We start from the raw sequence: 24,930 nt of genomic DNA on the forward strand, positions 1-24,930 counted from the left end.
CGAGGTGACAAGGGGAAATGCAAAAAAACTTTTCGTTCGCTCGCTTTTCCATCAAGACGCTGTTTAAACGCCCTGTTTGCGGATCATTTGCGCGATTTCTCGGGCAAATCGGGAGACCTGTTGCCAGTCGGTATAGACCACTTCTTTACGGGTATCCGTTTCGCCCCCGGTCATTTTCATAATCAGGCGGATCATAAACCGATCGTACCAGCGGTAACGCGGGTAACGTAGCGCCCCGGCAAACACCGCGCAGCTCTGCGGCTGCCACGGCGAGTTGAGCAGAAACTTGCGCGTATAGCTGTTGGTCTGCGGCGTGCGCTTCTCGGGTTTGCGCGCAACCAGGTTCACCGAAAAGAATGCCCCCGGCAGCGCCTGCAATGCTGCAAGGTGCTTTTTCACAAAGCGGTCCACCGCCGGATGAAAGTGTCCGTAGCGAATCGACGCGCCAATCACCACGCGATCATAATGATGCCATTCCACGTCATCGGTACGGTTCAGATTCAGGGTGTCCGCATCGATACCCAGCTCTTTAAGCTCAGAGGCGAGAAACGAAGCGATTTCACGTGTCTGCCCGTCGCGGGTGGAAAAGAGAATTAAAGTTTTCACGAGCACTCCTGTTATTCGCGCCAGAAAGTGGGAGTAAAGAGCACCAGTAAGGTGAACACTTCCAGACGACCAAACAGCATATTAGCAATCAGGATCCATTTCGCGACCGGGTTCATGGTGGCAAAGTTGTCCGCGACGACGCCGAGCCCAGGCCCGAGGTTGTTCAATGTCGCCACCACGGAGGCGAAAGCGGAGAAGTCATCCACCCCGGTGGCGATAATAGCCAGCATACTAATGATAAAAACCAGCGCATAGGCGGAGAAGAATCCCCATACCGCTTCCAGAATACGTTCCGGCAGCGCGCGGTTACCTAATTTAATGCTATACACCGCATTCGGGTGAACCAGACGCTTAAGCTCACGGTTGCCCTGCTTGAACAGCAACAGGATACGGATAACCTTTAAGCCACCGCCCGTGGAGCCTGCGCAGCCGCCGATAAATGCGGAGCACAGCAGAAGCACCGGCAGGAACAGCGGCCAGCGCGCAATGCTATCGGTGGTGAATCCCGCGGTGGTCGCCATCGACACCACCTGGAAAAACGCCTGATTCAGCGTCGTCAGCACCGAGCCGTACACGTTATGAAGCCATAGCACCAGCGTACAGACGATGACCAGCGTCAACTGGACGCCAATGAACATTCGAAACTCAGGGTCGCGCCAGTACACCTTCAGGCTGCGTCCGCTCAACAACGAAAAATGCAGACCGTAGTTACAGCCGGAGATCAGCAGGAAGATGGCAATGATGGAGTTGATCATCGGGCTGTTGAAATAGCCGACGCTGGCATCGTGAGTCGAGAAACCGCCGATGGCGATGGTGGCGAAGCTGTGCCCTATCGCATCGAAGGCCGGCATACCGGCAAACCAGAGCGCCAATGCGCAGGCGACCGTCAGTAACACATAGATGAGCCACAATGTCTTTGCCGTCTCGGCGATGCGCGGGCGCATCTTGTTATCTTTCAGCGGGCCGGGCATTTCCGCACGGTAGAGCTGCATCCCCCCGACGCCGAGGATAGGCAGAATCGCCACCGCCAACACAATGATCCCCATGCCGCCGAACCACTGCAGCATCTGCCGGTAAAAGAGGATAGCGTGCGGGAGCGAGTCCAGCCCCACCAGGGTGGTCGCCCCGGTCGTCGTCAGGCCGGAAAATGACTCGAAGAAGGCATCCGTCACCGTCAGGTTCGGCTGTTCGGCGAAAATAAAGGGCAAGGCCCCTACGCTACCCAGCACGGTCCAGAACAGCACCACGATCAGAAATCCTTCACGGGATTTCAGTTCGCCCTTTTGCTTACGGTTCGGCCACCACAGCATGGAGCCGATCGCCAGAGCGACAAAAAAAGTTTGAGTGAAGGCCCGTCCCGCGCCATCGCGATATATCAGGGCCACTAATCCCGGGACGATCATCGTCCCCGAAAACAAGATGACCAGTAGTCCAACGATTCGGGTTATGGCGCGAAAATGCATCTCTGGCGCTTCCTTTGATAGGCAAAAAAACAGAGGGGATTATTCGTTAATCTTCAGCAATTGCAATGAACCGCGACTAAAATCAGCCAGTTTTGCTGAAAAAGCCGCCACTTCAGCCTGGGGAAGCGCCACGCGCAGCCGAACCGACGCCAGATATTCGCTTTCAACGACGTTGCCGGAAAATTGGGCGAGCAGCGCTTCGACGCCGGCCAGTTGCCCATATTCACATTGCAAAGTATATGCCGTTAACGGCGTCTTGCGCAGTGTCGTCAACTGCGCCAGCGCCTGATGAACACCGCCGCCATAGGCTTTCACCAGGCCGCCGGTGCCCAGCAGGATACCACCGTAGTAACGCACGACGACAGCGGTTATCTCGCCGACGCCGCTTCCCATCAGCTGCGCCAGCATCGGTTTACCCGCCGTTCCCGCCGGTTCGCCATCATCAGAAAACCCAAGCTGTTGCGAATCATCAGGCGGTCCGGCGACCCACGCCACGCAGTGGTGACGGGCATCAGGGTGATCCGCTCTGACGGACTCGACAAAGGCTTTCGCCGCCGCCACGCCGTCGGTATGCGCCAACAGCGTGATAAAACGGCTCTTTTTGATCTCCTCAACGACGGAAACGGGCGCCGCCGGGATTAACCAGCTCTCCATTAGGCCAGCTTCAGATCGCGCGTCATGTTTTCGATACTGTTTTCGTGAACCACCACGTTATCTTCGATACGGATCCCGCCGAATGGCTTCATGGCGTCAATTTTTTGCCAGTTGAAGTGTTTGCTGAACGGGCCTTCACGCCACGGCGCCAGTAACGACTCGATAAAGTAGATGCCGGGTTCAATGGTCAACACCATACGCGGCTCGATAATACGGGTGCAGCGCAGATACGGGTATTTCGCTGGCGCCGCCAGATGCGTACCGGCGTCGTCTTGCATAAAGCCAGCAACATCATGCACCTGCAGACCCAGCGGATGACCAATCCCGTGCGGCATAAATGGCCCGGTCAGATCGTTTTCCACCATCGCCTCTTCGCTCATGTCAGTGACTAACTGGTGTTTACGCAGCAGTTTCGCAATACGCTGGTGGAACTGGATATGGTAATCGACGTAGCGAGTCCCGGCTTTCATGGTGCTAATCAGCGCCAGCTGCTCGTCGTTAACGTCTTTAATCAAATGGGCGAAATCGTTATCGCCGTGTGCCGCCCAGGTCCGCGTCAGATCCGCAGCATAGCCGTTATATTCCGCACCGGCGTCGAGCAGGAAGCTGCGCATTTCCGCCGGAGCTCGGTGGTCCAGTTTGGTGTAGTGCAGGACAGAAGCATGCTCGTTCAGCGCCACGATGTTGCTGTAAGGCACGTCGGTATCGCGGTGACCGGTTGCGGTAAGATAGGCCTGATTGATATCGAATTCGCTCATCCCGGACTGGAAAGCTTCATAGGCCGCACGATGACCATTCACCGCCGACTTCTGCGCTTCACGCATACAGGCCAGCTCGTAATCGGTTTTGTAAGCCCGGTAGTAATGCAGATAATCGATAACCCCTTTCGGGTTGATCTTATCCGCGGCGATTCCCAGACCCAGCGCGCGCTCCGGCACCGGCCCGATATAACCAATATTTCCGCGAGCGGCAGGCAGTTGGCTGCCGATGCCATCGGCCTTCGGCAGCGCGACCACATCGACCTCTTCGGTCCAGAACGAGGTCGGCAGCGGCTCAACGTTATGCCAGTAATCAACCGGCAGATAGAACCACAGCTTCGGTTTATTCACACCGTCCACCAGCAACCAGCAGTTAGGCACCTGAGTCACCGGCACCCAGGCTTTGAACTGCGGATTGACCTTGAACGGGTACGGATGGTCATCAAGGAAGACGTTAACCAGCTCGCCGGAGTGAATCAGCAGAGCATCCATCTGAAAACGGGACAGGACGTCGCGGGTACGTTCTTGTAGGGTAACAATATGATTTTTATAGAGCGCGGCCAGGGATTCCATCTTTTGTCCTTTGCTTTTATGGGATCGTGATACTCCGCATCTTAGCACATCGACCTGCGTGCGGGTGATTTCCACCGGATGTGATCCGACCAGCAATTATTTAAAGAGTAATTTGCAATTCTTTAACATAAATTCCACACTCCGTTTCATCTGGTATGACCAGATCATATTGCTGGATTCAGGAGACTGACATGCTCTACAAAGGCGACACCCTGTACCTCGACTGGCTGGAAGATGGCATCGCCGAACTGGTGTTCGATGCCCCAGGTTCGGTCAACAAGCTTGATACCGCAACCGTAGCCAGCCTCGGTCATGCGCTGGACGTACTGGAAAAACAAAACGATCTTAAAGGCCTGATGCTGCGCTCTGAAAAAGCGGCGTTTATCGTCGGCGCGGATATTACGGAATTCCTCTCACTGTTCCTGGTCCCTGAGGAGCAGTTAAGCCAATGGCTGCATTTTGCTAACAGCGTCTTCAACCGTCTGGAAGATCTTCCGGTCCCCACCGTCTCCGCCGTCAACGGTTACGCGCTGGGCGGTGGTTGTGAATGCGTCCTGGCGACCGATTACCGCCTGGCGACGCCGGATCTGCGCATTGGTCTGCCGGAAACCAAACTCGGCATTATGCCAGGCTTCGGCGGCTCAGTCCGTTTGCCGCGCCTGCTCGGCGCCGACAGCGCGCTGGAGATCATTGCTGCCGGGAAAGATGTCGGTGCCGAGCAAGCGCTGAAAATCGGCCTGGTGGATGGCGTAGTTGCTGCCGACAAACTGCGCGACGGCGCGCTGGCGATCCTGCGCCAGGCGATTCAGGGCGACCTGGACTGGAAAGCGAAACGTCAACCGAAGCTGGAGCCGCTGAAGCTCAGCAAAATTGAAGCGACGATGAGTTTCACCATCGCCAAAGCCATGGTCGCGCAAACCGCCGGGAAGCATTATCCGGCGCCGATCACCGCGGTGAAAACCATTGAAGCCGCCGCGCGTCTTGGTCGTGAAGAGGCCCTGGTGCTGGAAAATAAAAGCTTTGTCCCGCTGGCTCATACCAATGAGGCCCGCGCGCTGGTCGGTATCTTCCTCAACGACCAGTACGTCAAAGCGAAAGCGAAAAAACTGACCAAAGATGTCGAAACGCCGAAGCAGGCCGCCGTCCTGGGCGCGGGCATTATGGGCGGCGGCATCGCTTATCAGTCGGCGTGGAAAGGCGTGCCGGTCATCATGAAGGATATCAACGATAAATCGCTGACGCTCGGCATGACCGAAGCGGCGAAGCTACTGAATAAACAGCTGGAACGCGGCAAAATCGACGGTCTGAAGCTGGCCGGAGTAATAAGCACCATTCAGCCGACGCTGGAGTATAGCGGTTTTGATCGCGTGGACGTGGTCGTTGAAGCGGTGGTGGAAAACCCGAAAGTGAAGAAAGCGGTGCTGGCGGAAACGGAAGATAAAATCCGCCCGGATAGCGTGCTGGCGTCCAACACCTCAACGATCCCCATCAGCGAGCTGGCCAGCGTTCTGCAGCGCCCGGAAAACTTCTGCGGCATGCACTTCTTTAACCCGGTGCATCGCATGCCGCTGGTAGAAGTGATCCGCGGCGAAAAAACCTCGGATAAGACCATTGCCAAAGTCGTCGCCTGGGCCAGCAAAATGGGCAAGACGCCAATCGTGGTCAATGATTGTCCCGGTTTCTTCGTCAACCGCGTGCTGTTCCCCTACTTCGCCGGCTTCAGCCAGCTGCTGCGCGACGGGGCGGATTTCCGCAAAGTCGACAAAGTGATGGAGAAACAGTTTGGCTGGCCGATGGGCCCGGCCTATCTGCTGGACGTGGTCGGCATCGACACCGCGCACCATGCTCAGGCGGTCATGGCGGCGGGATTCCCGCAGCGGATGCAGAAAGATTATCGCGACGCCATCGACGCCCTGTTTGACGCCAACCGTTTCGGCCAGAAGAACGGCCTCGGCTTCTGGCGCTATAAAGACGACAGCAAAGGTAAGCCGAAGAAAGAAGAAGATGCCGCCGTCGACAGCCTGCTGGCCGACGTCAGCCAGCCGAAGCGCGATTTCAGCGATGAAGAGATTATCGCCCGCATGATGATCCCGATGGTTAACGAAGTCGTCCGCTGCCTGGAAGAAGGCATTATCGCCAGCCCGGCGGAAGCGGATATGGCGCTGGTATACGGCCTCGGCTTCCCTCCGTTCCACGGCGGCGCCTTCCGCTGGCTGGATACCATCGGCAGCGCGAAGTATCTCGATATGGCGCAGCAGTACCAGCACCTTGGGCCGCTGTATGAAGTCCCTGCCGGTCTGCGTGACAAAGCGCGCCATAACGAAGCGTATTATCCCCAGGTAGAGCCAGCCCGTCCGGTTGGCGCTCTGAAAACGGCTTAAGGAGTCACAATGGAACAGGTTGTCATTGTCGATGCTATTCGCACCCCGATGGGCCGTTCAAAGGGCGGCGCATTTCGCCACGTGCGCGCGGAAGACCTCTCCGCGCACCTGATGCGTAGCCTGCTGTCGCGCAACCCGTCGCTTGAGGCAAGCGCGATAGACGATATCTACTGGGGCTGCGTACAGCAAACCCTCGAGCAGGGTTTTAACATCGCCCGTAACGCGGCGCTGCTGGCGGAGATCCCGCATTCGGTACCGGCAAACACGGTTAACCGTCTGTGCGGTTCTTCCATGCAGGCGCTGCACGATGCCGCACGCATGATCATGACCGGCGATGCCAGCGTTTGCCTGATTGGCGGCGTGGAGCACATGGGCCATGTGCCGATGAGCCACGGCGTCGATTTCCACCCGGGCCTGAGTCGCAACGTGGCGAAGGCGGCAGGGATGATGGGGCTGACCGCTGAAATGCTGGCGCGTCTGCACGGCATTAGCCGGGAAATGCAGGATCAGTTCGCCGCGCGCTCCCACGCCCGCGCCTGGGCTGCGACCCAGTCCGGCGCATTCAAAGCCGAGATTATCCCCACCGGCGGCCACGATGCCGATGGCGTACTGAAGTCCTTTAACTATGACGAAGTGATCCGCCCGGAAACCACCGTCGAGACGCTGTCTACCCTGAGGCCGGCGTTTGACCCGGTGACCGGTACGGTAACGGCGGGTACCTCTTCCGCCCTTTCCGATGGCGCGGCGGCGATGCTGCTGATGAGCGAAAGTCGCGCCCGCGAACTGGGGCTGAAGCCACGCGCCCGCGTCCGTTCGATGGCGGTGGTCGGCTGCGACCCGTCCATTATGGGCTATGGCCCGGTTCCCGCCTCGAAGCTGGCGCTGAAAAAAGCGGGCTTATCCACCAGCGATATCGACGTCTTTGAAATGAATGAGGCCTTTGCCGCGCAGATCCTGCCGTGCATTAAAGATCTGGGCCTGATGGAGCAGATCGATGAGAAGATCAACCTTAACGGCGGGGCGATCGCGCTCGGTCATCCGCTCGGTTGTTCCGGGGCGCGTATTAGCACTACGTTGATCAATCAGATGGAGCGTAAAGATGCCCAGTTCGGCCTCGCCACCATGTGCATTGGCCTGGGACAAGGGATCGCCACCGTGTTTGAGCGGGTGTAAATTTACAAAAGGGTATCTCACAGCCAATGGCGTCAGAACAAGGCGGCAAGCGAGCGAACCCCGATGAGCTTACTGAAGTAAGTGATTCGGGTGAGCGAGCGCAGCCGACGCAGTTATGACGTCATTGGCGAAGAGAGACAGTTTAGTTGCCGTTCTTCCCGCCTGTCAGGGGCGGGTTTTTTATTTGCAGATATCAGATAAAGGCAAACGCGTCGCCAAACAGGCGATCTTCGCGCGCGCCGCGTTCGTTGCAGAACAGGTCGCGAGCAATCTTGGCCATCTCAAAACGCCCGGCAATATAGATATCGTGATCGGCCAGGGTACCGTAATCCTGCAGCACCGCGGTCAGCACGGTGCCGGAACGCCCACGCCAGCCCTCTTCCGGCTGCTCAACCACCGGCTCAATGCGCAGATTCGGATGTTTGACGCTCAAGGCTTCCAGCTCAGCCAGATCGTACAGATGTTTGGTCTCGCGGCCGCCCCAGTAAATCGCGATATCGCGCTGAGGATTGCGTGACAGCGCGGTCAGCAGAATAGAACGCACATAAGAGAAGCCGGTGCCGCCGGCAATCAAAATCAGCGGGCGGTCTTCATCTTCACGCAGCCAGGCTTCGCCATGCGGGATATCAACCTCAATTTCGCGCTCTTTCAGGATGCGATCCATGACCGCCATCGCGTACAGATTGAGCTCCGAGGCGCCGATATGCAGTTCGATAAATTCCTGTTCCGCCGGCGTGGAGGCCATGGAGAATGGGCGTTTGTCGCGCTCATCCATTACCACCATCAGATACTGGCCAGCGCGGAAAGAGAATGCCGCTTCCGGTACTAATCGAACACGATACACGGTATCGGTAATCGCCTCCACCGAGGTCACTTTACAGCTTAAGGTTGTCATGCGTCCCCTCTGTCGGGTATATAGAGCAAAACAGCGGCGTTAGCCCCGCTTACTGTTGTTTAAAGATGGCCAGATCATCCCAGATGGCGTCAATGCGCGCCGTGACGGCAGGATCTTTTTTGATTGGGCGACCCCATTCACGCTGGGTTTCGCCAGGCCATTTATTGGTGGCATCCAGCCCCATTTTTGAACCCAGGCCGGAAACCGGCGAGGCAAAATCCAGATAATCAATTGGCGTATTCTCTACCAGTACCGTATCACGAGCCGGGTCCATACGGGTAGTGATCGCCCAAATCACATCGTTCCAGTCGCGGGCGTTGACATCGTCATCGCAGACAATCACGAATTTGGTGTACATAAACTGGCGCAGGAACGACCAGACGCCCATCATCACGCGCTTGGCATGGCCTGCATACTGTTTTTTCATCGTCACCACCGCCAGGCGGTAGGAGCACCCTTCCGGCGGCAGATAGAAATCGACGATTTCCGGAAACTGTTTTTGCAGGATCGGGACGAAGACTTCATTCAGCGCCACGCCCAGCACCGCAGGCTCATCCGGCGGACGGCCGGTATAGGTCGAATGATAAATCGCGTCTTCACGTTGGGTAATATGGGTGACCGTAAACACCGGAAACTGGTCTACTTCATTGTAGTAGCCGGTATGGTCGCCATACGGACCTTCCGGCGCCATCTCCCCGGCCTCGATATAACCTTCCAGCACAATCTCTGCGCTGGCAGGCACTTCAAGATCGTTCGAGACGCATTTCACCACTTCGGTTTTGGTACCGCGCAGCAGCCCGGCAAAGGCATATTCCGACAACGTATCCGGCACCGGGGTCACCGCGCCAAGAATGGTCGCTGGGTCGGCGCCGAGCGCCACAGAAACCGGGAAGCGTTCGCCCGGACGCGCCGCGCTCCACTCCTGGAAATCCAGTGCGCCGCCGCGATGAGACAGCCAGCGCATAATCAGTTTGTTTTTGCCAATCAGCTGCTGGCGATAAATCCCCAGGTTCTGCCGCTCTTTGTGCGGCCCGCGGGTCACCGTCAGCCCCCAGGTGATCAGCGGCGCGGCATCGTCCGGCCAGCAGGTCATAATCGGGATTTTCCTCAGGTCGACGTCATCGCCCTGGATGATTTTTTGCTGGCAGGGGGCGCCGCGCAGACGTTTGGTCGGCATATTCAGCACTTGCTTAAACTGCGGCAGCTTATCAAACAGATCGCGGAAACCTTTGGGCGGCTCAGGCTCTTTCAGAAAGGCTAACAGCTTACCCACCTCGCGCAGCGAACTGACGTCCTCCTGACCCATTCCCAGCGCCACGCGCCGCGGCGTGCCGAACAGGTTGCACAGCACCGGCATGGTATAGCCTTTCGGATTCTCAAACAGCAACGCCGGACCGCCAGCGCGCAGGGTGCGGTCGGCAATTTCGGTGATTTCCAGGTGGGGATCGACCGGCAGAGTGATACGTTTTAGTTCGCCCTGTTGTTCCAGGAGTGTCAGAAAGTCGCGAAGATCGTGATATTTCATGAAAGTGTTATTGACCTCTCTACAGGCGGCTAATTATACGGTGTTCAACGGCGAGATGCTGTAATTTTGTTAAATTAGCGTGAAAGAACGCTGAAATTTGGATTTCAATTATAATGGCTTTCGCGATTACACCAGCCATTTGTTATGCTTGCCGTTATTAGAAGTGGAATGAGTCATTATGCAAGCCTGGTACTTACTGTATTGCAAACGTGGGCAGCTACAACGAGCCCAGGAACATCTGGAACGTCAGTCAGTTAACTGCCTGATGCCGACGATTGCGCTGGAAAAAATCATTCGCGGTAAACGCACCATGGTCAGCGAACCGCTGTTCCCGAACTACCTGTTTATTGAGTTCGATCCAGAGGTGATTCATACCACCACCATCAGCGCCACCCGCGGGGTTAACAACTTCGTGCGCTTTGGCGCCCTACCCGCTATCGTCCCCTCGGCGGTCATCCATCAGCTCTCTATCTATAAACCGGAAGGCATCACCGACCCGGAAACGCCGCATGAGGGCGATAGCGTACTGATCACCGACGGCGCGTTCGAAGGCTTACAGGCTATATTTACCGAGCCGGACGGTGAAGCACGCTCTATGTTGCTGTTAAACCTGCTGAATAAGCAAGTCCTGCAGAGCGTTAAAAACACCGATTTCCAGAAAATCTAAGCGCCGATAACGTCTACGCCAAACAGCGCCCTAACGTTTGCGTCCGTTTGCGCCTCAAGCCACTGCGCCTCCTCGCCGCGCCAGGCCGCGACGCTGGCCAGGATATGCGGCAAATACGCGGGCTCGTTACGACGCGAGGCGGGTTTCGGCTTGAGGTCGCGCGGCAGCAGATAGGGCGCATCGGTCTCCAGCAGCAGACGTTCCGCCGGGATCGCCGGCAGTAGCTCTCGCAGCTCGAGCCCGCGCCGCTCATCGCACACCCAACCGGTAATGCCGATAAACAGCCCCAGATCCAGACATTCCTGCACCTCGCTGCGGCTGCCGGTAAAGCAGTGCAGCACCGCGCCCGGGATCTTCCCAAGCCAGGGTTTAAGTAGCGTCAGAAACCGGTCGTGGGCGTCGCGGCAGTGTAAAAACACCGGCATCGACAGCTCGGCGGCCAGCGCCAGTTGGGCGCTGAATGCCGCCTCCTGCTCCTGCGGCGTGGAGAAATTACGATTAAAATCCAGACCACATTCCCCTATCGCCACCACCTGCGGCTCGCGGGCAAGGACATAAATCGCCTCGGCGACCGCTGGCGTCCAGCTGCTGCCGTCATGGGGATGAACCCCCGCCGTGGACCAGCAGCCGGCGTAATGGCTCGCCATTCTCTGCGCCTGCTGGCTCTCCGGCAAATTTGTGCCGGTCAGCAGCATGCCGTGGACCCCCGCCGACCGGGCGCGCGCCACCACCTCATCATGGTCGCGAGCAAACTGTGAACTGGTCAGATTAACGCCGATATCAAACATGATCGCTCCATATAACAACCGCCCTGACGGGCGGTTGGCGGTATTACTCTTCTCTGTGCTCAGCGGCTTCAGCTTCGGCCGCGGCATCGTCATCGCGCGTCAGGCGCTTCCCGGTGTAGAAGCGGGCGAAGAACACCCCGACTTCAAACAGACAGTACATCGGAATGGCCAGCAGCGTCTGCGAGAACACGTCCGGCGGCGTCAGCAGCATGCCCACCACGAAGGCGCCCACCAGCACATACGGCCGTTTTTTGCGCAGCTCTTCCGGCGTAGTGACGCCCATCCAGCAGAGCAGCACAATGGCGACCGGCACCTCAAAAGAGACCCCGAACGCCATAAACAGCGCCATCACGAAGTCGAGATAGCTGCGGATATCGGTCGAGACCAGCACCCCCTCCGGGGCAGCATGGGTCAGAAAGCCGAACGCCAGCGGAAACACGACAAAATACGCGAAAGCCATGCCGATATAGAACAGCAGCGTGCTGGAGACCAGCAAGGGCACCACCAGCCGGCGCTCGTGCTTATACAGCGCCGGCGCGACGAAGGCCCATACCTGATACAGAATAATCGGCACCGACAGGATCACCGACACCATAAAGGTCAGCTTTATCGGCGTAAAGAAAGGTGAAGCGACATCGGTGGCGATCATCGTCGCGCCTACCGGCATCTTGCTGATAAGCGGGGCCGAGACCAGCTGATAGATATCATTGGCGAAATAGACCAGCGCCAGGAAGATCACCAGGATAGCAATGATGCTGTTGAGCAGACGCTTGCGCAGCTCAATCAGATGCGAAATTAGCGGTTGTGTATCGTCTACGCCCATGTTTACGGTTTATCACTCGATGCGGGGGAAGAATGGGGGGCAGCCGCCGTAGCGGATGTTTTCTCTGCCGGTGAAGCGGGTTGCTCGTCGGCCACGGGCTCCGGCGCATGAACCGGAGCGCTGGCCTGATGTTCGGCCGTCGCCGGCGTGACGTCCTGCCGCTGCGCTTCGCTGCCTTTCACCACCGGATTATGGATGGTATTCGCTTCGTCGCTGGCCTTTTCCGGATCGTGGGCGCTATAGGAGCGCTTCATCGATTCCGCGGCCTCGCGCAGCTCGTCCATAGAGGCTTTCAGCTCCGGCGTCAGGTTATTCAGGCTGGCCTTTTCCACCTTCTTGAGGCTCTCCTGGAACTCCTGCAGTTTTAGCTCCTGAGCCAGCTCATTCTGCACCGTGGTCGCCAGCGACCGTAGCGTACGGATCCAGCCAACCACCGTTTTAACCGCGACGGGAAGCCGCTGTGGCCCCAGAACAATGAGGCCAATTACAAACACCAGCAGTAGTTCACTAAAACCAATATCGAACACGAGTTACACCTGCTCTTTGTCGTGGCGTTTTGTCTCGTCTTTTTTTGCATCATCCTGTTTGTCGGCGATAGTTTTCGCCGTGAAATCTGCGTCTGGCGCCGACTTTTCGGGTTTATCATCATCACTCATGGCTTTTTTAAAGCCTTTGATGGATGCCCCTAAGTCTGACCCCAGTGAGCTCAGCTTCTTCGTCCCGAATAGCAGAACTACGATGACGACAACAATTAATAACTGCCAAATACTGATACCACCCATACACGTTCCCCTATGACAGATGATGAATTATGTGGACGCATTATACACGCCATCCTGCCAGCCGCCTCGCCGTCAGGCCACCGGCATGATTTTGCGCAAATAAGCCTGCGTCATGAAGTGGCGAACCGATCAGCGGGTTTTTCGCCAGCCAATCAGCCAGGTCACGACACCGCCGGCCATCAGCCAGCCGGGCATCATTCCCCACTCAGGGCGATGGATAAAGAGCAGCGTACCACTGAGCAATAAAACCGCGCCTATACCAAACAGATAACGGGATTGGCCCTGGCGCACATGACGCACATGCATATCCCGCACGATAGTATCGACGCTGGTCTGCAGCTGTTTGCTCTGCTGCAGGCTCTGATACACCAGCTCAGGTATTTCAGGCATTCTTTCGATCCAGAACGGCGCTTTGTCTTTAAACGCGCGCACCAGCGCCGGAATACCGACCTGATCTTTGATCCACGACTCAAGGAAAGGCTTCGCCGTTTTCCACAAGTCTAACTGAGGATAGAGCTGCCGGCCTACCCCTTCTACGTAAAGTAATGTCTTCTGTAGCAAAACAAGCTGCGGCTGGACTTCCATATTGAAGCGCCGCGCGGTGTTGAACAGATTAAGCAGCACGTGGCCGAAGGAGATCTCCGCCAGCGGCTTCTCAAAGATGGGCTCGCAGACCGTGCGGATCGCGAACTCAAACTCTTCGACATTAGTGTCCGGCGGAACCCAACCGGAGTCGACGTGCAGCTCGGCAACCTTACGATAATCGCGGTTGAAAAAGGCGATAAAGTTTTCCGCCAGATAGCGCTTATCTTCTTTGTTCAGCGAGCCGACAATGCCGCAATCGATGCCGATATACTGCGGATCTTCCGGGTGCTCGTAGCTGACGAATATGTTGCCAGGGTGCATATCAGCATGGAAAAAACTGTCGCGAAACACCTGGGTGAAGAAGACCTGCACGCCCCGCTCCGCCAGCAGCTGCAGGTTGGTTCCCTGAGCCTCCAGCGCCTCGACGTCGGACACCGGAATGCCGTAGATGCGCTCCATCACCATCATGCTTTCGCTGCAGTAGTCGGGGTACACTTCCGGCACATACAGCATCGGGCTGTCTTCGAAATTACGCCGCAGCTGAATGGCGTTAGCGGATTCCCGCAGCAGGTTCAGCTCGTCCAGCAGCGTTTTTTCATACTCACGAACCACCTCCTGCGGGCGCAGACGGCGGCCATCAGGCAGCAGACGCGGCACCCAGCGCGCCAGGCGGTAGATGAGCTTCATGTCCGCTTTAATGATCGGCAAAATATCCGGACGGATAACCTTGATCACCACCTCTTTGCCGTTCTCTTTCAGACGCGCGGTATGCACCTGGGCGATAGACGCCGAGGCTAACGGCTCAACGGAGAAATCATCAAACCAGGCCTCCACCGGTAGGCCACCCATCGCTTTCTCTATCTGCTGCTGCGCGAGCTTCCCGTCAAAGGGCGCCACGCGGTCCTGCAACAGCGCCAGCTGATCGGCAATATGCGGCGGAAAGAGATCCCGCCGCGTGGAAAGCATCTGGCCGAATTTAATCCACACCGGCCCCAGCTCCTGAAGCGCCAGCCGCAGACGGGCGCCAAGGGGTTGATCCTGATGGCGGTTTGGTATCCAGAACAGCATCCGCCGCCAGATACGCAGCGGCAGCGTGATCCGCATTTTGGGGATGAGCTCATCGAGCCCGTAGCTCAAAAAAGTGTGGACGATGAAATACAGGCGCCGTAATTCTCCTGGCGTCATTTGCCCTCCAGCGTTTCCAGCCGTTTTTCCAGTGCGGCCAGCGCGCGTTCAATAGCCGTCGTCTCTTCAGCAAACCAGGCCAGCTCCAGCGGCCCCGGCGCCAGGCGCCACTCTTCAGTGATCGCTTCCGCGACATAGCGCTGCTGGCGCTGCGCCCCTTTCAGTAAAAACTGAGCGCCGCCGCGGAGAACTTTACCGACGCCTTCGGCCACGATGTCGCCGGTGTAAGGCGCCAGCAGTTCAGCGGGATCGAACTCTGCCAGATCGCACAGGGTGACCATGTTCTGCACCACCTGCAGATCGCCCTGCACTTCCAGCTCGCCGCTGCGGATAAGCGCCGTGAGCTGCTGACGGTTGCGCAGTTTTGGCAGTACGCTGAGCCGGGTAATCACGGTGCAGTCGGCCTCTCCCTCCCAGGCGCTCAGGACATCAACCTGGCGTTCGCTGAACACCAGCACCACGGGCGTGGAGAGGTCCTGCAGCTGTACCCGCAATACCTTGCCCAGCAGGCGCTGGCGGGCCGGTTTTAGCGCTTTGTCGCGCCAGAGGAAAGTATTCAGCGCCGTTTCAATGCCAGCGGTCACCAGGGGTGTGAAAGGCATAGCGTCCCTCCTGTCAGAACTTGTAACCGCGATGCAAAGCAACGATACCTGCCGTCAGGTTGTAGTAGTCCACGCTTTCGAAGCCTGCATCCTGCATCATCCCTTTCAGGGATTCCTGGTCCGGATGCATACGGATCGACTCCGCCAGGTAGCGATAGCTGTCGCCGTCTTTTGCCACCAGCTCGCCCACCTTCGGCAGGATATGGAAGGAGTAAGCGTCGTAGGCTTTGCTCAGCGGTTCAATAATGGGTTTAGAAAACTCCAACACCAGCAGACGTCCGCCCGGCTTCAGCACGCGGTACATCGAACGCAGCGCTTTCTCTTTGTCGGTCACGTTACGCAGACCGAAAGAGATGGTGATGCAGTCAAAGGTATTATCAGCAAACGGCAGGGCTTCCGCGTTGGCCTGAACATACTCAACGTTACCCACGATGCCGATATTGCGCAGCTTTTCGCGGCCCATTTTGAGCATTGAATCATTGATATCAGCAAGCATAACGCGGCCGGTTTCCCCTACCAGACGGGAAAACTTAGCCGTCAAATCACCGGTACCCCCCGCCAGATCCAGCACGGTCTGCCCGCGACGTACACCGCTGCAGTCGATGGTGAAACGCTTCCACAAACGATGGATACCAAACGACATTAAGTCATTCATCACATCATACTTTGCGGCGACAGAATGGAATACATGCGCCACCATGTCCGCTTTCTGCTCTTTAGCGACCGTTTGAAAGCCAAAGTGCGTCGTTTCTTGTGAATCCTCAACCATCTTTATGCCTGCTTGCTTTTCAAGAAAATGTTCACTGAGTGTATCAGACTCAGCGCATTTCCCATACGTTTCAGCGTGGCGGAGCCGCCTCCCGGCTGCGCACCGCCTCGGCAGAGTCGGGCGAAAATGCGTCATTTTCCGGCAGGTTATCCTCCTCTTCGAGACGATATTGATCGTCCTGAGCAGTGGCTTGTTCGACTAAATCAGGATTAATCCCGCGCTTGACCTCCACGCCCAACCCGCGAAAAGCTTCCGCCTGAGCCAGCAGATTACCGCGCCCGGAAGCGAGCTTTTTCATCGCCTGGCGATAGTTCTCTTGCGCTTTATCCAGACTCTGGCCGATAGTGGACATATCGTCCACAAACAGGCGCATTTTGTCGTAAAGGCGCCCCGCCCGCTCGGCGATCTTCTGCGCGTTGCGGCTCTGGTGCTCATAACGCCACAGATTGGCGATGGTGCGCAGGGCCACCAGCAGCGTCGTCGGGCTGACCAGCATAATATTATTTTGCAACGCCTCGCTAATGAGCTCGGGCTGACGATCAATGGCCAGCAGGAATGCCGGCTCGACGGGAATAAACATCAGCACATAGTCGAGGGAGCGCAGGCCCGGCAGTTGCTGATAATCCTTGCGTCCCAGCAGGCGAATATGATTACGCACCGAGGCAAGGTGCTCCTGCAGCGCGACTTCGCGGGTGTAGTCATCCTCGGCGTTGAAATAGCGCTCATAGGCGACAAGGGTCATTTTGGCGTCGATAACCACGTCTTTACCCTGCGGCAGGCGCACGATGACGTCCGGCTGCATCCGCGAGCGGTTGTCGGTCTCGATGCTGACCTGGGTCTGGTACTCATAGCCTTCCCGCAGGCCGGAGGCTTCCAGCACGCGGGTGAGAACCACTTCCCCCCAGTTGCCCTGAGTTTTGTTATCGCCCTTCAGCGCTTTGGTCAGGTTCAGCGCCTCCTGCGCCATCTGCGCGTTCAGCTGCTGCAGGTTGCGGATCTCATGCGCCAGGGTGTGCCTTTCCCGCGCCTCCTGGCCGAAGCTCTCCTGCACCTGGCGGCGGAACCCGTCCAGCTGTTCGCGCAGCGGGGTCAGCAGGCCATGCAGGCTCTGGCGATTTTGCTCATCGACGCGTCGGTTGCTGTGTTCGAAAATGCGGTTGGCGAGGTTTTCAAACTGCTCGCTCAGGCGCTGCTCGCTGTTCACCATCTGGCGGATCTTATCTTCCGCATGCAGCTGGGTGGATTCGAGCCGGGTGGTAACCTCCCGCAGATCGGCCTCCAGCGAGGTATTGATATCCCGCAGGCTGCGCAGCTCGTTGTTCAGCAGCTCGCACTCTTCATGCCAGTGGGCTTCCTGTACCAGCTGCTGACGGGCGGCGCTCAGCTCAATATCCAGCTCTCGCCGCTCCTCGATAAGATCGGCCCGAATTTGATCGGCGCGCGCTTTGGTCGCCAGCCAGCCGACGATTAATCCAGCAGCCAGTGCGATAACCGCGCTGATAATAATGGAGAGATCCACGACGCCCCCTGCGATAACCTGATGACACAAAATAGAATTGTGCTGTACAAACGTCCAGTTTAAAAGGAATTTCCTGCGAGAGGCGACGCAAAAAAAGGCCGGAGGATCCGGCCTGACAGGGAAAGCGTTGAATTACAGCAGACGGCGCGCCGCTTCCACGACGATTTTCACCGCGTGGCTTTCGGTTTGCTTCATGGTTTCGGCGTTAGGGATCTCTTGCTGGGTACGGTTAACGATAACCCCGGCCACCATCCCGGCGCGCAGGCCCTGGCTGGCGCACATGGTCAGCAGCGTAGCGGATTCCATTTCATAGTTCATCACGCCCATCGCCTGCCACTCTTCCATGGAGCCTTTGAAGCGGCTCACTACGCGGCCGGAGAAGGTGTCGTAACGCTCCTGTCCCGGGTAGAAGGTATCCGAGGAAGCGGTCACGCCGATATGGGTGGTGGCGCCAATGGATTTCGCTGCTTCCACCAGCGCGGTGGTGCAGGCGAAATCTGCGACGGCCGGGAATTCCATCGGCGCGAAGTGCAGGCTGGCGCCGTCCAGACGAACGGAAGCGGTAGTCACCAGCACATCGCCAACGTTGATGTGCGGCTGAATGGCGCCGGTGGTGCCAATGCGCAGGAAGGTACGCACGCCAAGCTGCGCCAGCTCTTCCACAGCGATAGACGTAGACGGGCCGCCGATGCCGGTGGAGCAGACGATCACCGGTTTGCCGTCCAGTTCCGCGCGCCAGGAGGTAAATTCGCGGTGAGATGCCAGCTTAACCGGCTTATCCATCAGCGCGGCGATCTTTTCCACACGCTCCGGATCGCCAGGGACGATAGCCAGCGTAGCCCCTTGTAAATCGTTCTTGGTGAGGCCGAGATGAAAAACATCAGACTTGGACATAAAAAACTCCTCTGTGGGTCGAATTATCAGCAGAAGCAAAACGGTACTGTACAGAAGCCCCTGGCAACATTTTGTGATGTTAGTCACCAAGAACAATAATGATTGCAGTTGTTTTTCAGTAAATAGTGATAAACATCACATTAACAAGTTATATTCATCGTCACTGAACAAAAGATAGCCGCTTTCAGGCACTGTGCTTTATTACCGCCCGAACTAAAGGTAAAGGGTCTATAGTTACTGATGCGCTAATAAATAAGGGTACGGAGAATACCATGACCACCACCAAGCAACCTGGATTCGCACCTGCAGCCTCGCCGCATGCCGCAACCGCCGTTCATACGCCGGAAGAGCATATTGTCGCCGGAGAGACCTCTATTCCCTCTCAGGGGGAAAACATGCCGGCTTACCATGCCCGCCCGAAAAACGCTGATGGCCCATTGCCGATCGTCATCGTGGTGCAGGAAATCTTCGGCGTGCATGAGCATATTCGCGATCTTTGTCGTCGCCTGGCGCAGGAAGGCTATCTGGCTATCGCGCCTGAATTGTACTTCCGTCAGGGCGATCCGAATGAGTATCACGATATCCCGACCCTGTTTAAAGAGCTGGTTACGAAGGTGCCGGACGCGCAGGTGCTGGCGGATCTCGACCACGTCGCCAGCTGGGCGGCGCGCCATGGCGGCGATGCCCATCGTCTGCTGATCACCGGCTTCTGCTGGGGCGGACGTATCACCTGGCTATATGCTGCCCATAACCCGCAGTTGAAGGCGGCGGTAGCCTGGTACGGCAAACTGGTAGGAGAAAAATCGCTGAATTCGCCAAAACACCCGGTGGATATCGCCGTCGATCTCAACGCCCCGGTACTCGGCCTGTACGGCGCTAAAGACGCCAGCATTCCCCAGGACACCGTCGAAACCATGCGCCAGGCGCTGCGGGCGGCCAACGCCACGGCGGAAATCGTGGTCTATCCTGAAGCCGATCACGCCTTTAACGCCGACTATCGCGCCAGCTATCACGAAGAGTCAGCCAAAGACGGCTGGCAGCGGATGCTCGACTGGTTTGCTCAATATGGCGGTAAAAAAGGGTAATCGTCCGAAGCAGGAAAAAAAGGAGGCAAATGCCTCCTTTTTGATTTTTCGGGTGACGATCAGGCAGATTGACGCAGGTTACGCGCCGCTTGCACCATATTCGCCAGCGCGGCGCGAGTCTCCGGCCAGCCCCGGGTTTTCAGGCCGCAGTCCGGGTTGACCCACAGCCGCTCCGCCGGGATACGCTGCGCGGCTTTTTCCAGCAGCGCTTCGATCCACTCCACGCTCGGTACGTTTGGCGAGTGAATATCATATACCCCCGGCCCGATTTCATTGGGATACTCGAACACTTCGAACGACTCCAGCAGTTCCATGTCTGAACGCGAGGTTTCAATGGTGATCACGTCGGCGTCCAGCGCGGCGATGGAGTCCATGATGTCGTTGAACTCGCAATAGCACATGTGGGTATGGATCTGAGTGTCGTCTTTGGCCACCGCGGCGTTAAGGCGGAAGGCTTCCACACCCCACTGTAGATAGGCATCCCAATCGCTGCGCTTCAGCGGTAACCCTTCGCGCAAAGCAGGCTCATCAATCTGGATGATGCCGATACCGGCCGCTTCCAGATCCGCCACTTCATCACGCAGGGCCAGCGCAATCTGTTTCGCGATGGTTTCACGGCTGACGTCTTCCCGCGGGAAGGACCAGCACAGAATCGTCACCGGTCCAGTGAGCATCCCTTTCACCGGCTTGTCGGTCAGCGACTGCGCGTACTTCGCCCATTCGACGGTGATCGCCTGTGGACGGCTGACGTCGCCGATCACCACCGGCGGCTTCACGCAGCGGGAGCCATAACTCTGCACCCAGCCGTTTTGCGTGAAGATGAAACCGTCCAGATGCTCACCGAAGTATTCCACCATATCGTTCCGCTCGGCTTCCCCGTGCACCAGTACGTCTAATCCTAACCGCTCCTGCTCGACGATCGCCTGCTTAATATGTTCCGCAATGCCGGTACGATAATGACTGGCGTCCAGATTGCCCTTTTTGAAGTCCAGGCGCAGGCCGCGGATCTCGGTCGTCTGCGGGAATGACCCGATAGTGGTGGTCGGCCACGCCGGCAGGTTAAAGCGTTGACGCTGCGCCTGAGCGCGAACCTCATAGGGGCTGGCGCGCTGGCTGTCCTGAGCGGTGATCGCCGCCAGCCGTTTTTCCACCGCCGGGTTGTGTACGCGCGTCGAATGGCGACGGGCATGGACTGGCGCGCTCCACTCGGTAATCGCCGCGGTATCGCCGCTGTTCAGCGCATCGCGCAGCAGCGCCAGCTCACCGCATTTTTGCAGCGCGAAGGCAAACCAGCTCTTCACTTCCGCATCAAGGCGCGTCTCCACGCTCAGGTCGATCGGGCTGTGCAACAGAGAGCAGGATGTCGCGACCCACAGCTCGCGCTTACCGACGAGGTTTTTAATTTGCGCATATTTTTCGGCGAGATCGGCGCGCCAGACGTTACGCCCGTTGATCAGGCCGGCGGACAGCAGCCAGTCGGCAGGCAGACAATTATGCAGTTCGGCGACATCATCTTTACCGTGGACCAGATCGACGTGCAGCCCCTGGACCGGCAGCGCAGCAATGGTCGCGAGATTGTCGCTAACGCCTTCAAAATAGGTGGTCAGCAGCAGTTTGACCTGGCCCTGCAGGGCGTCATAAGCCGGTTTAAAGGCCTCCAGCCACGCTGGCGGCAGCTCCAGCACCAGTGCCGGTTCATCAATCTGCACCCACTCAATGCCGCGCTTCGCCAGTTCGGCCAGCACCTGCTGATAAACCGGCAGGATGTCATTCAGCAGGCTCAAACGGTCAAACGGTTCGCCTTTCACTTTGCCCAGCCACAGATAGGTCACCGGCCCCAGCAGCACGGGCTTGATCTTGTGGCCCAGCGCCAGCGCTTCGTCCACTTCATCCAGCAGTTGGGTCCAGGTCAGTTTGAACTGCTGGCCCTTCACGAACTCTGGCACCATGTAGTGATAGTTGGTGTTGAACCACTTGGTCATTTCCGCAGCGGCCGCTGGCTCGCCGGTGGGAGCGCGGCCGCGGCCAATGCGGAACAGGGTATCGATATCGACAGAGCCGTCTTTGTTCTGATGACGAGCCGGCACGTTGCCAAGCAGCAGGCTGGTGGTCAGAACATGGTCGTACCAGGCGAAATCGCCCACCGGCAGCAGGTCAATACCGGCCTGCTTCTGCTGCTCCCAATGACGGGCGCGCAGTTCCCGGCCTACCGCCAGCAGCTCCTCGCGAGTGGCATTGCCCGCCCAGTAGCTCTCTTGCGCTTTTTTCAGCTCGCGGCGCAGGCCAACGCGAGGGAAACCGAGGGTGTGGTTAATAATTGTCATTTTTTGAGCCTCATAATTGCAATCCGAAAGATTTCGGATTTAGGGAAGGCGGCAAACTTGCTCATCCCCAGGAGCTTACTGAAGTCAGTGACTGGGGTGAGGAAGTGCAGCCAACGCACCATAAATTCGAAAGATAAAGGATTTAGCCATCCAGATGTTTACACATCCATAATTGGCAGTTACTGTATATTCCTCAAGCGCAAATTGCTCATGGCGAAGTGAAGGACTTTCATGATCGAAATTAAACATCTGAAAACGCTGCAAGCGTTGCGGAACAGCGGTTCACTGGCGGGCGCAGCGGCTGCCCTGCATCAGACCCAGTCCGCCTTGTCTCACCAGTTCAGCGATCTGGAACAGCGCCTCGGCTTTCGTCTCTTTGTGCGTAAGAGCCAGCCGCTGCGTTTTACTCCTCAAGGGGAGATCCTCTTACAGCTGGCCAACCAGGTGCTGCCGCAGATCGCTCGCGCCCTGCAGGACTGTAACGAACCACAACAGACCCGGCTGCGGCTGGCTATCGAATGCCACAGCTGTATTCAGTGGCTCACGCCGGCGCTGGAGAATTTCCGCGCCCGCTGGCCGCACGTGGAAGTCGACTTCCATTCCGGCGTCACCTTCGACCCGCAGCCCGCGCTGCAGCAGGGCGAACTGGATCTGGTCATGACCTCAGATATCCTGCCGCGCAGCGGTCTGCACTACTCGCCAATGTTTGATTATGAGGTGCGCCTGGTGCTGGCGCCTGAGCACCCGTTAGCCATGAAGACGCTGATTACGCCGGAGGATCTGGCCACGGAAACGCTGCTGATTTATCCCGTGCAGCGCGGACGCCTCGACATCTGGCGTCATTTCCTGCAGCCGGCCGGCATCAGTCCCCAGCTGAAAAGCGTCGATAACACGCTGTTGCTGATCCAGATGGTGGCGGCCCGGATGGGTATCGCCGCGCTGCCGCACTGGGTGGTGGAAAGTTTTGAACGCCAGGGTCTGGTGGTGACCAAAACCCTGGGCGAGGGATTATGGAGCCGGCTGTACGCGGCCGTTCGCGATGGCGAACAGCGTCAACCGGTCACCGAAGCGTTTATTCGCTCTGCGCGGAACCACGCGTGCGATCATCTGCCGTTTGTCCGGAGTGCGGAGCGACCCAGCGTCGATGGACCCACAGCGAGGCCAGGATCACCAACGCTCCGCTAATAAAGCTCGGCCAGTGCGGCTGCTCCTGCCAGATGGCAAGGTTAACCAACAGCCCGGCGGGGACATGGACGTTATTCATGATCCCCAGCGTGCCGGCATCCACCTGAGTGGCGCCATAGTTCCACATAAAGTAGCCCAGCCCGGAAGCCACGACGCCAAGCCACACCAGCACGCTCCACTGCAGACTGGTGGTCGGCAGCTTCTGTGGGTTGCCCAGCATAAACCATGCCGCCACCGCCACGATAAAGGCCCCGACATAGAACCAGGCAAAGGCATTGTGCTGCGGCATCGGTCGCACCTCCATCAGGCGCTTGTAACCCACCATCCCGATGGCGAAGCAGAGGTTTGACAACTGCACCAGTAACAGCCCGGTCCAGAAATGATCGCTGACTTTGTCGTAACGGATAATCGCCGCCCCCAGCACCGCCAGCGCGGCGCTCAGCAGATAGCCCCAGCGTAGTTTACGTCCGCTGAGCAAATCGTAGATCAGCGTGATATACAACGGGGTAAACACGGTAAACAGCAGGAATTCCGAGACCGTCAGATAGAGATAGGCGCGAAAGGCCAGCAGGTACATGATGCCAAGCTGCATCGCGCCCACCAGCATATAGAGTACGATCGTGCGCGGAGACTGGCCGCGCGTCCGCAGGAAAGGCAGGAACACCAGCGCCGCCAGGCCCACGCGCATCAGCACCGAAAAATAGCTGTCGACGCTACCGGCCAGGTACTCGCCAATCAGGCTGAAAGAAAAGGCCCACAGGATAGTGGTGATAATTAACAGCGCCACAATGGTCGTCTCGTTGGATAAAGAACAGGCATTGTAGCGAAGAGTCAGGTTGACGACTGGACAGTTATTCGCCAGTCGTCAATCTTTTTCAGTCGAGGTACAGCTTACGCAGATAGTGCGGGACCGCATCGTCGGCGTTGCTGCCGATCACTTCCAGCTCCGGATGCAGATCCTTCAGCCGCTGGTGGGCGTTGGCCATAATGCAGCCTTTACCGGCCATCGACAGCATCTCGGCGTCGTTCATGCCGTCGCCGAAAGCGATGCAATCGGACAGACTGTAGCCGAGCATTTTCGCCACCGCCTCCAGCGCATGCCCCTTCGATACCCCGCCCGCCATCACCTCCAGGCAGGTTAAGGTGGAGAAGCTGACGTTCACGCGATCGCCCCAGCGGGCGTTCATCGCCTGCTCAAGCGGCAGTAGATGTTCGTGATCCTCACAGGTAAAGAACACCTTGCTGATCCCCTGCGGATCCAGTTCGCCCGGCTCATACAGCTTGTAGTTAAACACCGCCTCTTTGAAAAAGCGCATCTCTTCCGGGCGATGGCGGTTCATATACCACTCATCTTCCCGATAGACGTTAGTGACGATTTTCGGGTCGTTGCGCACGATTTCAAACAGGTCGGCGGCAATATCGCGGTCGAGGTTATGGGCGAAAATTTGCTGGCCATCGCTATCGTGAACGCGGGCGCCGTTAGAGGTGATCATGTACGACCGGATGCCGAGATTATCGCGGATCTGTCCGACGTCGATGTAGTGTCGGCCGGTGGCGAAGACGAAATTGATCCCACGGGCGGTAAGCAGCTTCAGCGTCTCTTTGGCATACGGGGTCAGGAAATGATCGGGGGAAAGCAGCGTGCCGTCTAAATCAGACGCAACAACCTGGTACATAAAAAAGTTAACCTCTAA

Annotated in this window: 23 protein-coding genes; 5 read left to right on the forward strand and 18 right to left on the reverse strand. The window is 57.6% G+C overall.

The window, feature by feature from the left end:
- Positions 1-63: 63 nt before the first annotated feature.
- Genes hemG through pepQ form a run of 4 tightly spaced genes read right to left on the reverse strand, consistent with a single transcriptional unit; the run spans position 64 to position 4,054 of the window.
- On the reverse strand, positions 64-606 hold the full coding sequence (hemG, locus tag ACOI7Z_RS23865; RefSeq protein ID WP_023291587.1) for a menaquinone-dependent protoporphyrinogen IX dehydrogenase: 543 nt from the start codon (positions 604-606) through the stop codon (positions 64-66).
- A gap of 11 nt (positions 607-617) precedes the next feature.
- Positions 618-2,069, reverse strand: a complete 1,452-nt coding sequence (gene trkH, locus ACOI7Z_RS23870) for a Trk system potassium transporter TrkH (RefSeq protein WP_004886724.1) — start codon at positions 2,067-2,069, stop codon at positions 618-620.
- A 39-nt stretch (positions 2,070-2,108) separates the two neighbouring features.
- Positions 2,109-2,723, reverse strand: a complete 615-nt coding sequence (locus ACOI7Z_RS23875; RefSeq protein WP_004886726.1) for an IMPACT family protein — start codon at positions 2,721-2,723, stop codon at positions 2,109-2,111.
- The gene (gene pepQ / locus ACOI7Z_RS23880) at positions 2,723-4,054 is read right to left on the reverse strand and encodes a Xaa-Pro dipeptidase (protein ID WP_087849092.1); all 1,332 of its coding nucleotides are present in this window, start codon (positions 4,052-4,054) and stop codon (positions 2,723-2,725) included. Before pepQ ends, ACOI7Z_RS23875 begins: the two co-directional genes overlap by 1 nt.
- Positions 4,055-4,245: 191 nt before the next feature.
- On the opposite strand from pepQ, the gene fadB reads away from it, so the two are divergent.
- Positions 4,246-6,435, forward strand: a complete 2,190-nt coding sequence (gene fadB, locus ACOI7Z_RS23885) for a fatty acid oxidation complex subunit alpha FadB (protein WP_087849093.1) — start codon at positions 4,246-4,248, stop codon at positions 6,433-6,435.
- A gap of 9 nt (positions 6,436-6,444) precedes the next feature.
- Positions 6,445-7,608: an acetyl-CoA C-acyltransferase FadA gene (fadA, locus tag ACOI7Z_RS23890; protein ID WP_004886733.1), complete on the forward strand. Its 1,164-nt coding sequence runs from the start codon at positions 6,445-6,447 to the stop codon at positions 7,606-7,608.
- A gap of 193 nt (positions 7,609-7,801) precedes the next feature.
- Here fadA and fre read toward each other — a convergent pair whose 3' ends face one another.
- Complete coding sequence (gene fre, locus ACOI7Z_RS23895; protein ID WP_004886735.1) at positions 7,802-8,503, reverse strand: NAD(P)H-flavin reductase; 702 nt, start codon at positions 8,501-8,503, stop codon at positions 7,802-7,804.
- A 49-nt stretch (positions 8,504-8,552) separates the two neighbouring features.
- Positions 8,553-10,028, reverse strand: coding sequence for a 4-hydroxy-3-polyprenylbenzoate decarboxylase (gene ubiD / locus ACOI7Z_RS23900; RefSeq protein WP_023291584.1), 1,476 nt, complete (start codon positions 10,026-10,028; stop codon positions 8,553-8,555).
- 178 nt (positions 10,029-10,206) lie between these two features.
- Between ubiD and rfaH the strand changes: the two genes are divergently transcribed.
- Positions 10,207-10,695 (forward strand): transcription/translation regulatory transformer protein RfaH, encoded by a 489-nt coding sequence (gene rfaH / locus ACOI7Z_RS23905; RefSeq protein ID WP_004886742.1) that lies wholly within the window; start codon positions 10,207-10,209, stop codon positions 10,693-10,695.
- Here the strand turns inward: rfaH and tatD are convergent.
- The 9 genes from tatD to udp form a co-directional block, all read right to left on the reverse strand.
- Positions 10,692-11,483: a 3'-5' ssDNA/RNA exonuclease TatD gene (gene tatD / locus ACOI7Z_RS23910; RefSeq protein ID WP_032454525.1), complete on the reverse strand. Its 792-nt coding sequence runs from the start codon at positions 11,481-11,483 to the stop codon at positions 10,692-10,694. The genes rfaH and tatD overlap by 4 nt on opposite strands.
- Before the next feature lie 43 nt (positions 11,484-11,526).
- Positions 11,527-12,306, reverse strand: coding sequence for a Sec-independent protein translocase subunit TatC (tatC, locus tag ACOI7Z_RS23915; protein WP_004886745.1), 780 nt, complete (start codon positions 12,304-12,306; stop codon positions 11,527-11,529).
- A 2-nt stretch (positions 12,307-12,308) separates the two neighbouring features.
- Positions 12,309-12,833, reverse strand: coding sequence for a Sec-independent protein translocase protein TatB (gene tatB / locus ACOI7Z_RS23920; RefSeq protein ID WP_023291582.1), 525 nt, complete (start codon positions 12,831-12,833; stop codon positions 12,309-12,311).
- A gap of 3 nt (positions 12,834-12,836) precedes the next feature.
- Positions 12,837-13,088, reverse strand: coding sequence for a Sec-independent protein translocase subunit TatA (gene tatA, locus ACOI7Z_RS23925; protein ID WP_002883425.1), 252 nt, complete (start codon positions 13,086-13,088; stop codon positions 12,837-12,839).
- Positions 13,089-13,217: 129 nt separating this feature from the next.
- Positions 13,218-14,858: a ubiquinone biosynthesis regulatory protein kinase UbiB gene (gene ubiB / locus ACOI7Z_RS23930; RefSeq protein ID WP_087849094.1), complete on the reverse strand. Its 1,641-nt coding sequence runs from the start codon at positions 14,856-14,858 to the stop codon at positions 13,218-13,220.
- The gene (gene ubiJ, locus ACOI7Z_RS23935) at positions 14,855-15,460 is read right to left on the reverse strand and encodes a ubiquinone biosynthesis protein UbiJ (protein ID WP_087849095.1); all 606 of its coding nucleotides are present in this window, start codon (positions 15,458-15,460) and stop codon (positions 14,855-14,857) included. Before ubiJ ends, ubiB begins: the two co-directional genes overlap by 4 nt.
- A 13-nt stretch (positions 15,461-15,473) precedes the next feature.
- Entirely contained in the window at positions 15,474-16,229 is a 756-nt protein-coding gene (gene ubiE, locus ACOI7Z_RS23940) for a bifunctional demethylmenaquinone methyltransferase/2-methoxy-6-polyprenyl-1,4-benzoquinol methylase UbiE (RefSeq protein WP_023291579.1), read from the reverse strand.
- A gap of 70 nt (positions 16,230-16,299) precedes the next feature.
- On the reverse strand, positions 16,300-17,748 hold the full coding sequence (rmuC, locus tag ACOI7Z_RS23945; protein WP_087849096.1) for a DNA recombination protein RmuC: 1,449 nt from the start codon (positions 17,746-17,748) through the stop codon (positions 16,300-16,302).
- Positions 17,749-17,880: 132 nt separating this feature from the next.
- Positions 17,881-18,642 (reverse strand): uridine phosphorylase, encoded by a 762-nt coding sequence (gene udp, locus ACOI7Z_RS23950; RefSeq protein WP_002883419.1) that lies wholly within the window; start codon positions 18,640-18,642, stop codon positions 17,881-17,883.
- Positions 18,643-18,914: 272 nt separating this feature from the next.
- Here udp and ACOI7Z_RS23955 point away from each other — a divergent pair, with 272 nt between their 5' ends.
- A complete protein-coding gene (locus tag ACOI7Z_RS23955; RefSeq protein WP_023291577.1) occupies positions 18,915-19,727 on the forward strand; it encodes a dienelactone hydrolase family protein in 813 nt (270 codons plus the stop codon).
- Positions 19,728-19,786: 59 nt separating this feature from the next.
- Here ACOI7Z_RS23955 and metE read toward each other — a convergent pair whose 3' ends face one another.
- A complete protein-coding gene (metE, locus tag ACOI7Z_RS23960) occupies positions 19,787-22,051 on the reverse strand; it encodes a 5-methyltetrahydropteroyltriglutamate--homocysteine S-methyltransferase (protein ID WP_072421466.1) in 2,265 nt (754 codons plus the stop codon).
- A gap of 231 nt (positions 22,052-22,282) precedes the next feature.
- On the opposite strand from metE, the gene metR reads away from it, so the two are divergent.
- Entirely contained in the window at positions 22,283-23,236 is a 954-nt protein-coding gene (gene metR, locus ACOI7Z_RS23965; protein WP_032454519.1) for an HTH-type transcriptional regulator MetR, read from the forward strand.
- On the opposite strand, the gene ACOI7Z_RS23970 is transcribed toward metR, so the two are convergent.
- Positions 23,124-24,023, reverse strand: a complete 900-nt coding sequence (locus ACOI7Z_RS23970; protein WP_087849097.1) for a carboxylate/amino acid/amine transporter — start codon at positions 24,021-24,023, stop codon at positions 23,124-23,126. The genes metR and ACOI7Z_RS23970 overlap by 113 nt on opposite strands.
- Positions 24,024-24,111: 88 nt before the next feature.
- Positions 24,112-24,912 carry a sugar/pyridoxal phosphate phosphatase YigL gene (gene yigL / locus ACOI7Z_RS23975; RefSeq protein WP_017899394.1) on the reverse strand — a complete coding sequence of 267 codons (801 nt, stop codon included), beginning with the start codon at positions 24,910-24,912 and terminating at the stop codon, positions 24,112-24,114.
- Between the last annotated feature and the right edge of the window lie 18 nt (positions 24,913-24,930).

This window comes from Klebsiella sp. C283 (assembly GCF_048822555.1).
GTDB lineage: Bacteria > Pseudomonadota > Gammaproteobacteria > Enterobacterales > Enterobacteriaceae > Klebsiella > Klebsiella quasipneumoniae.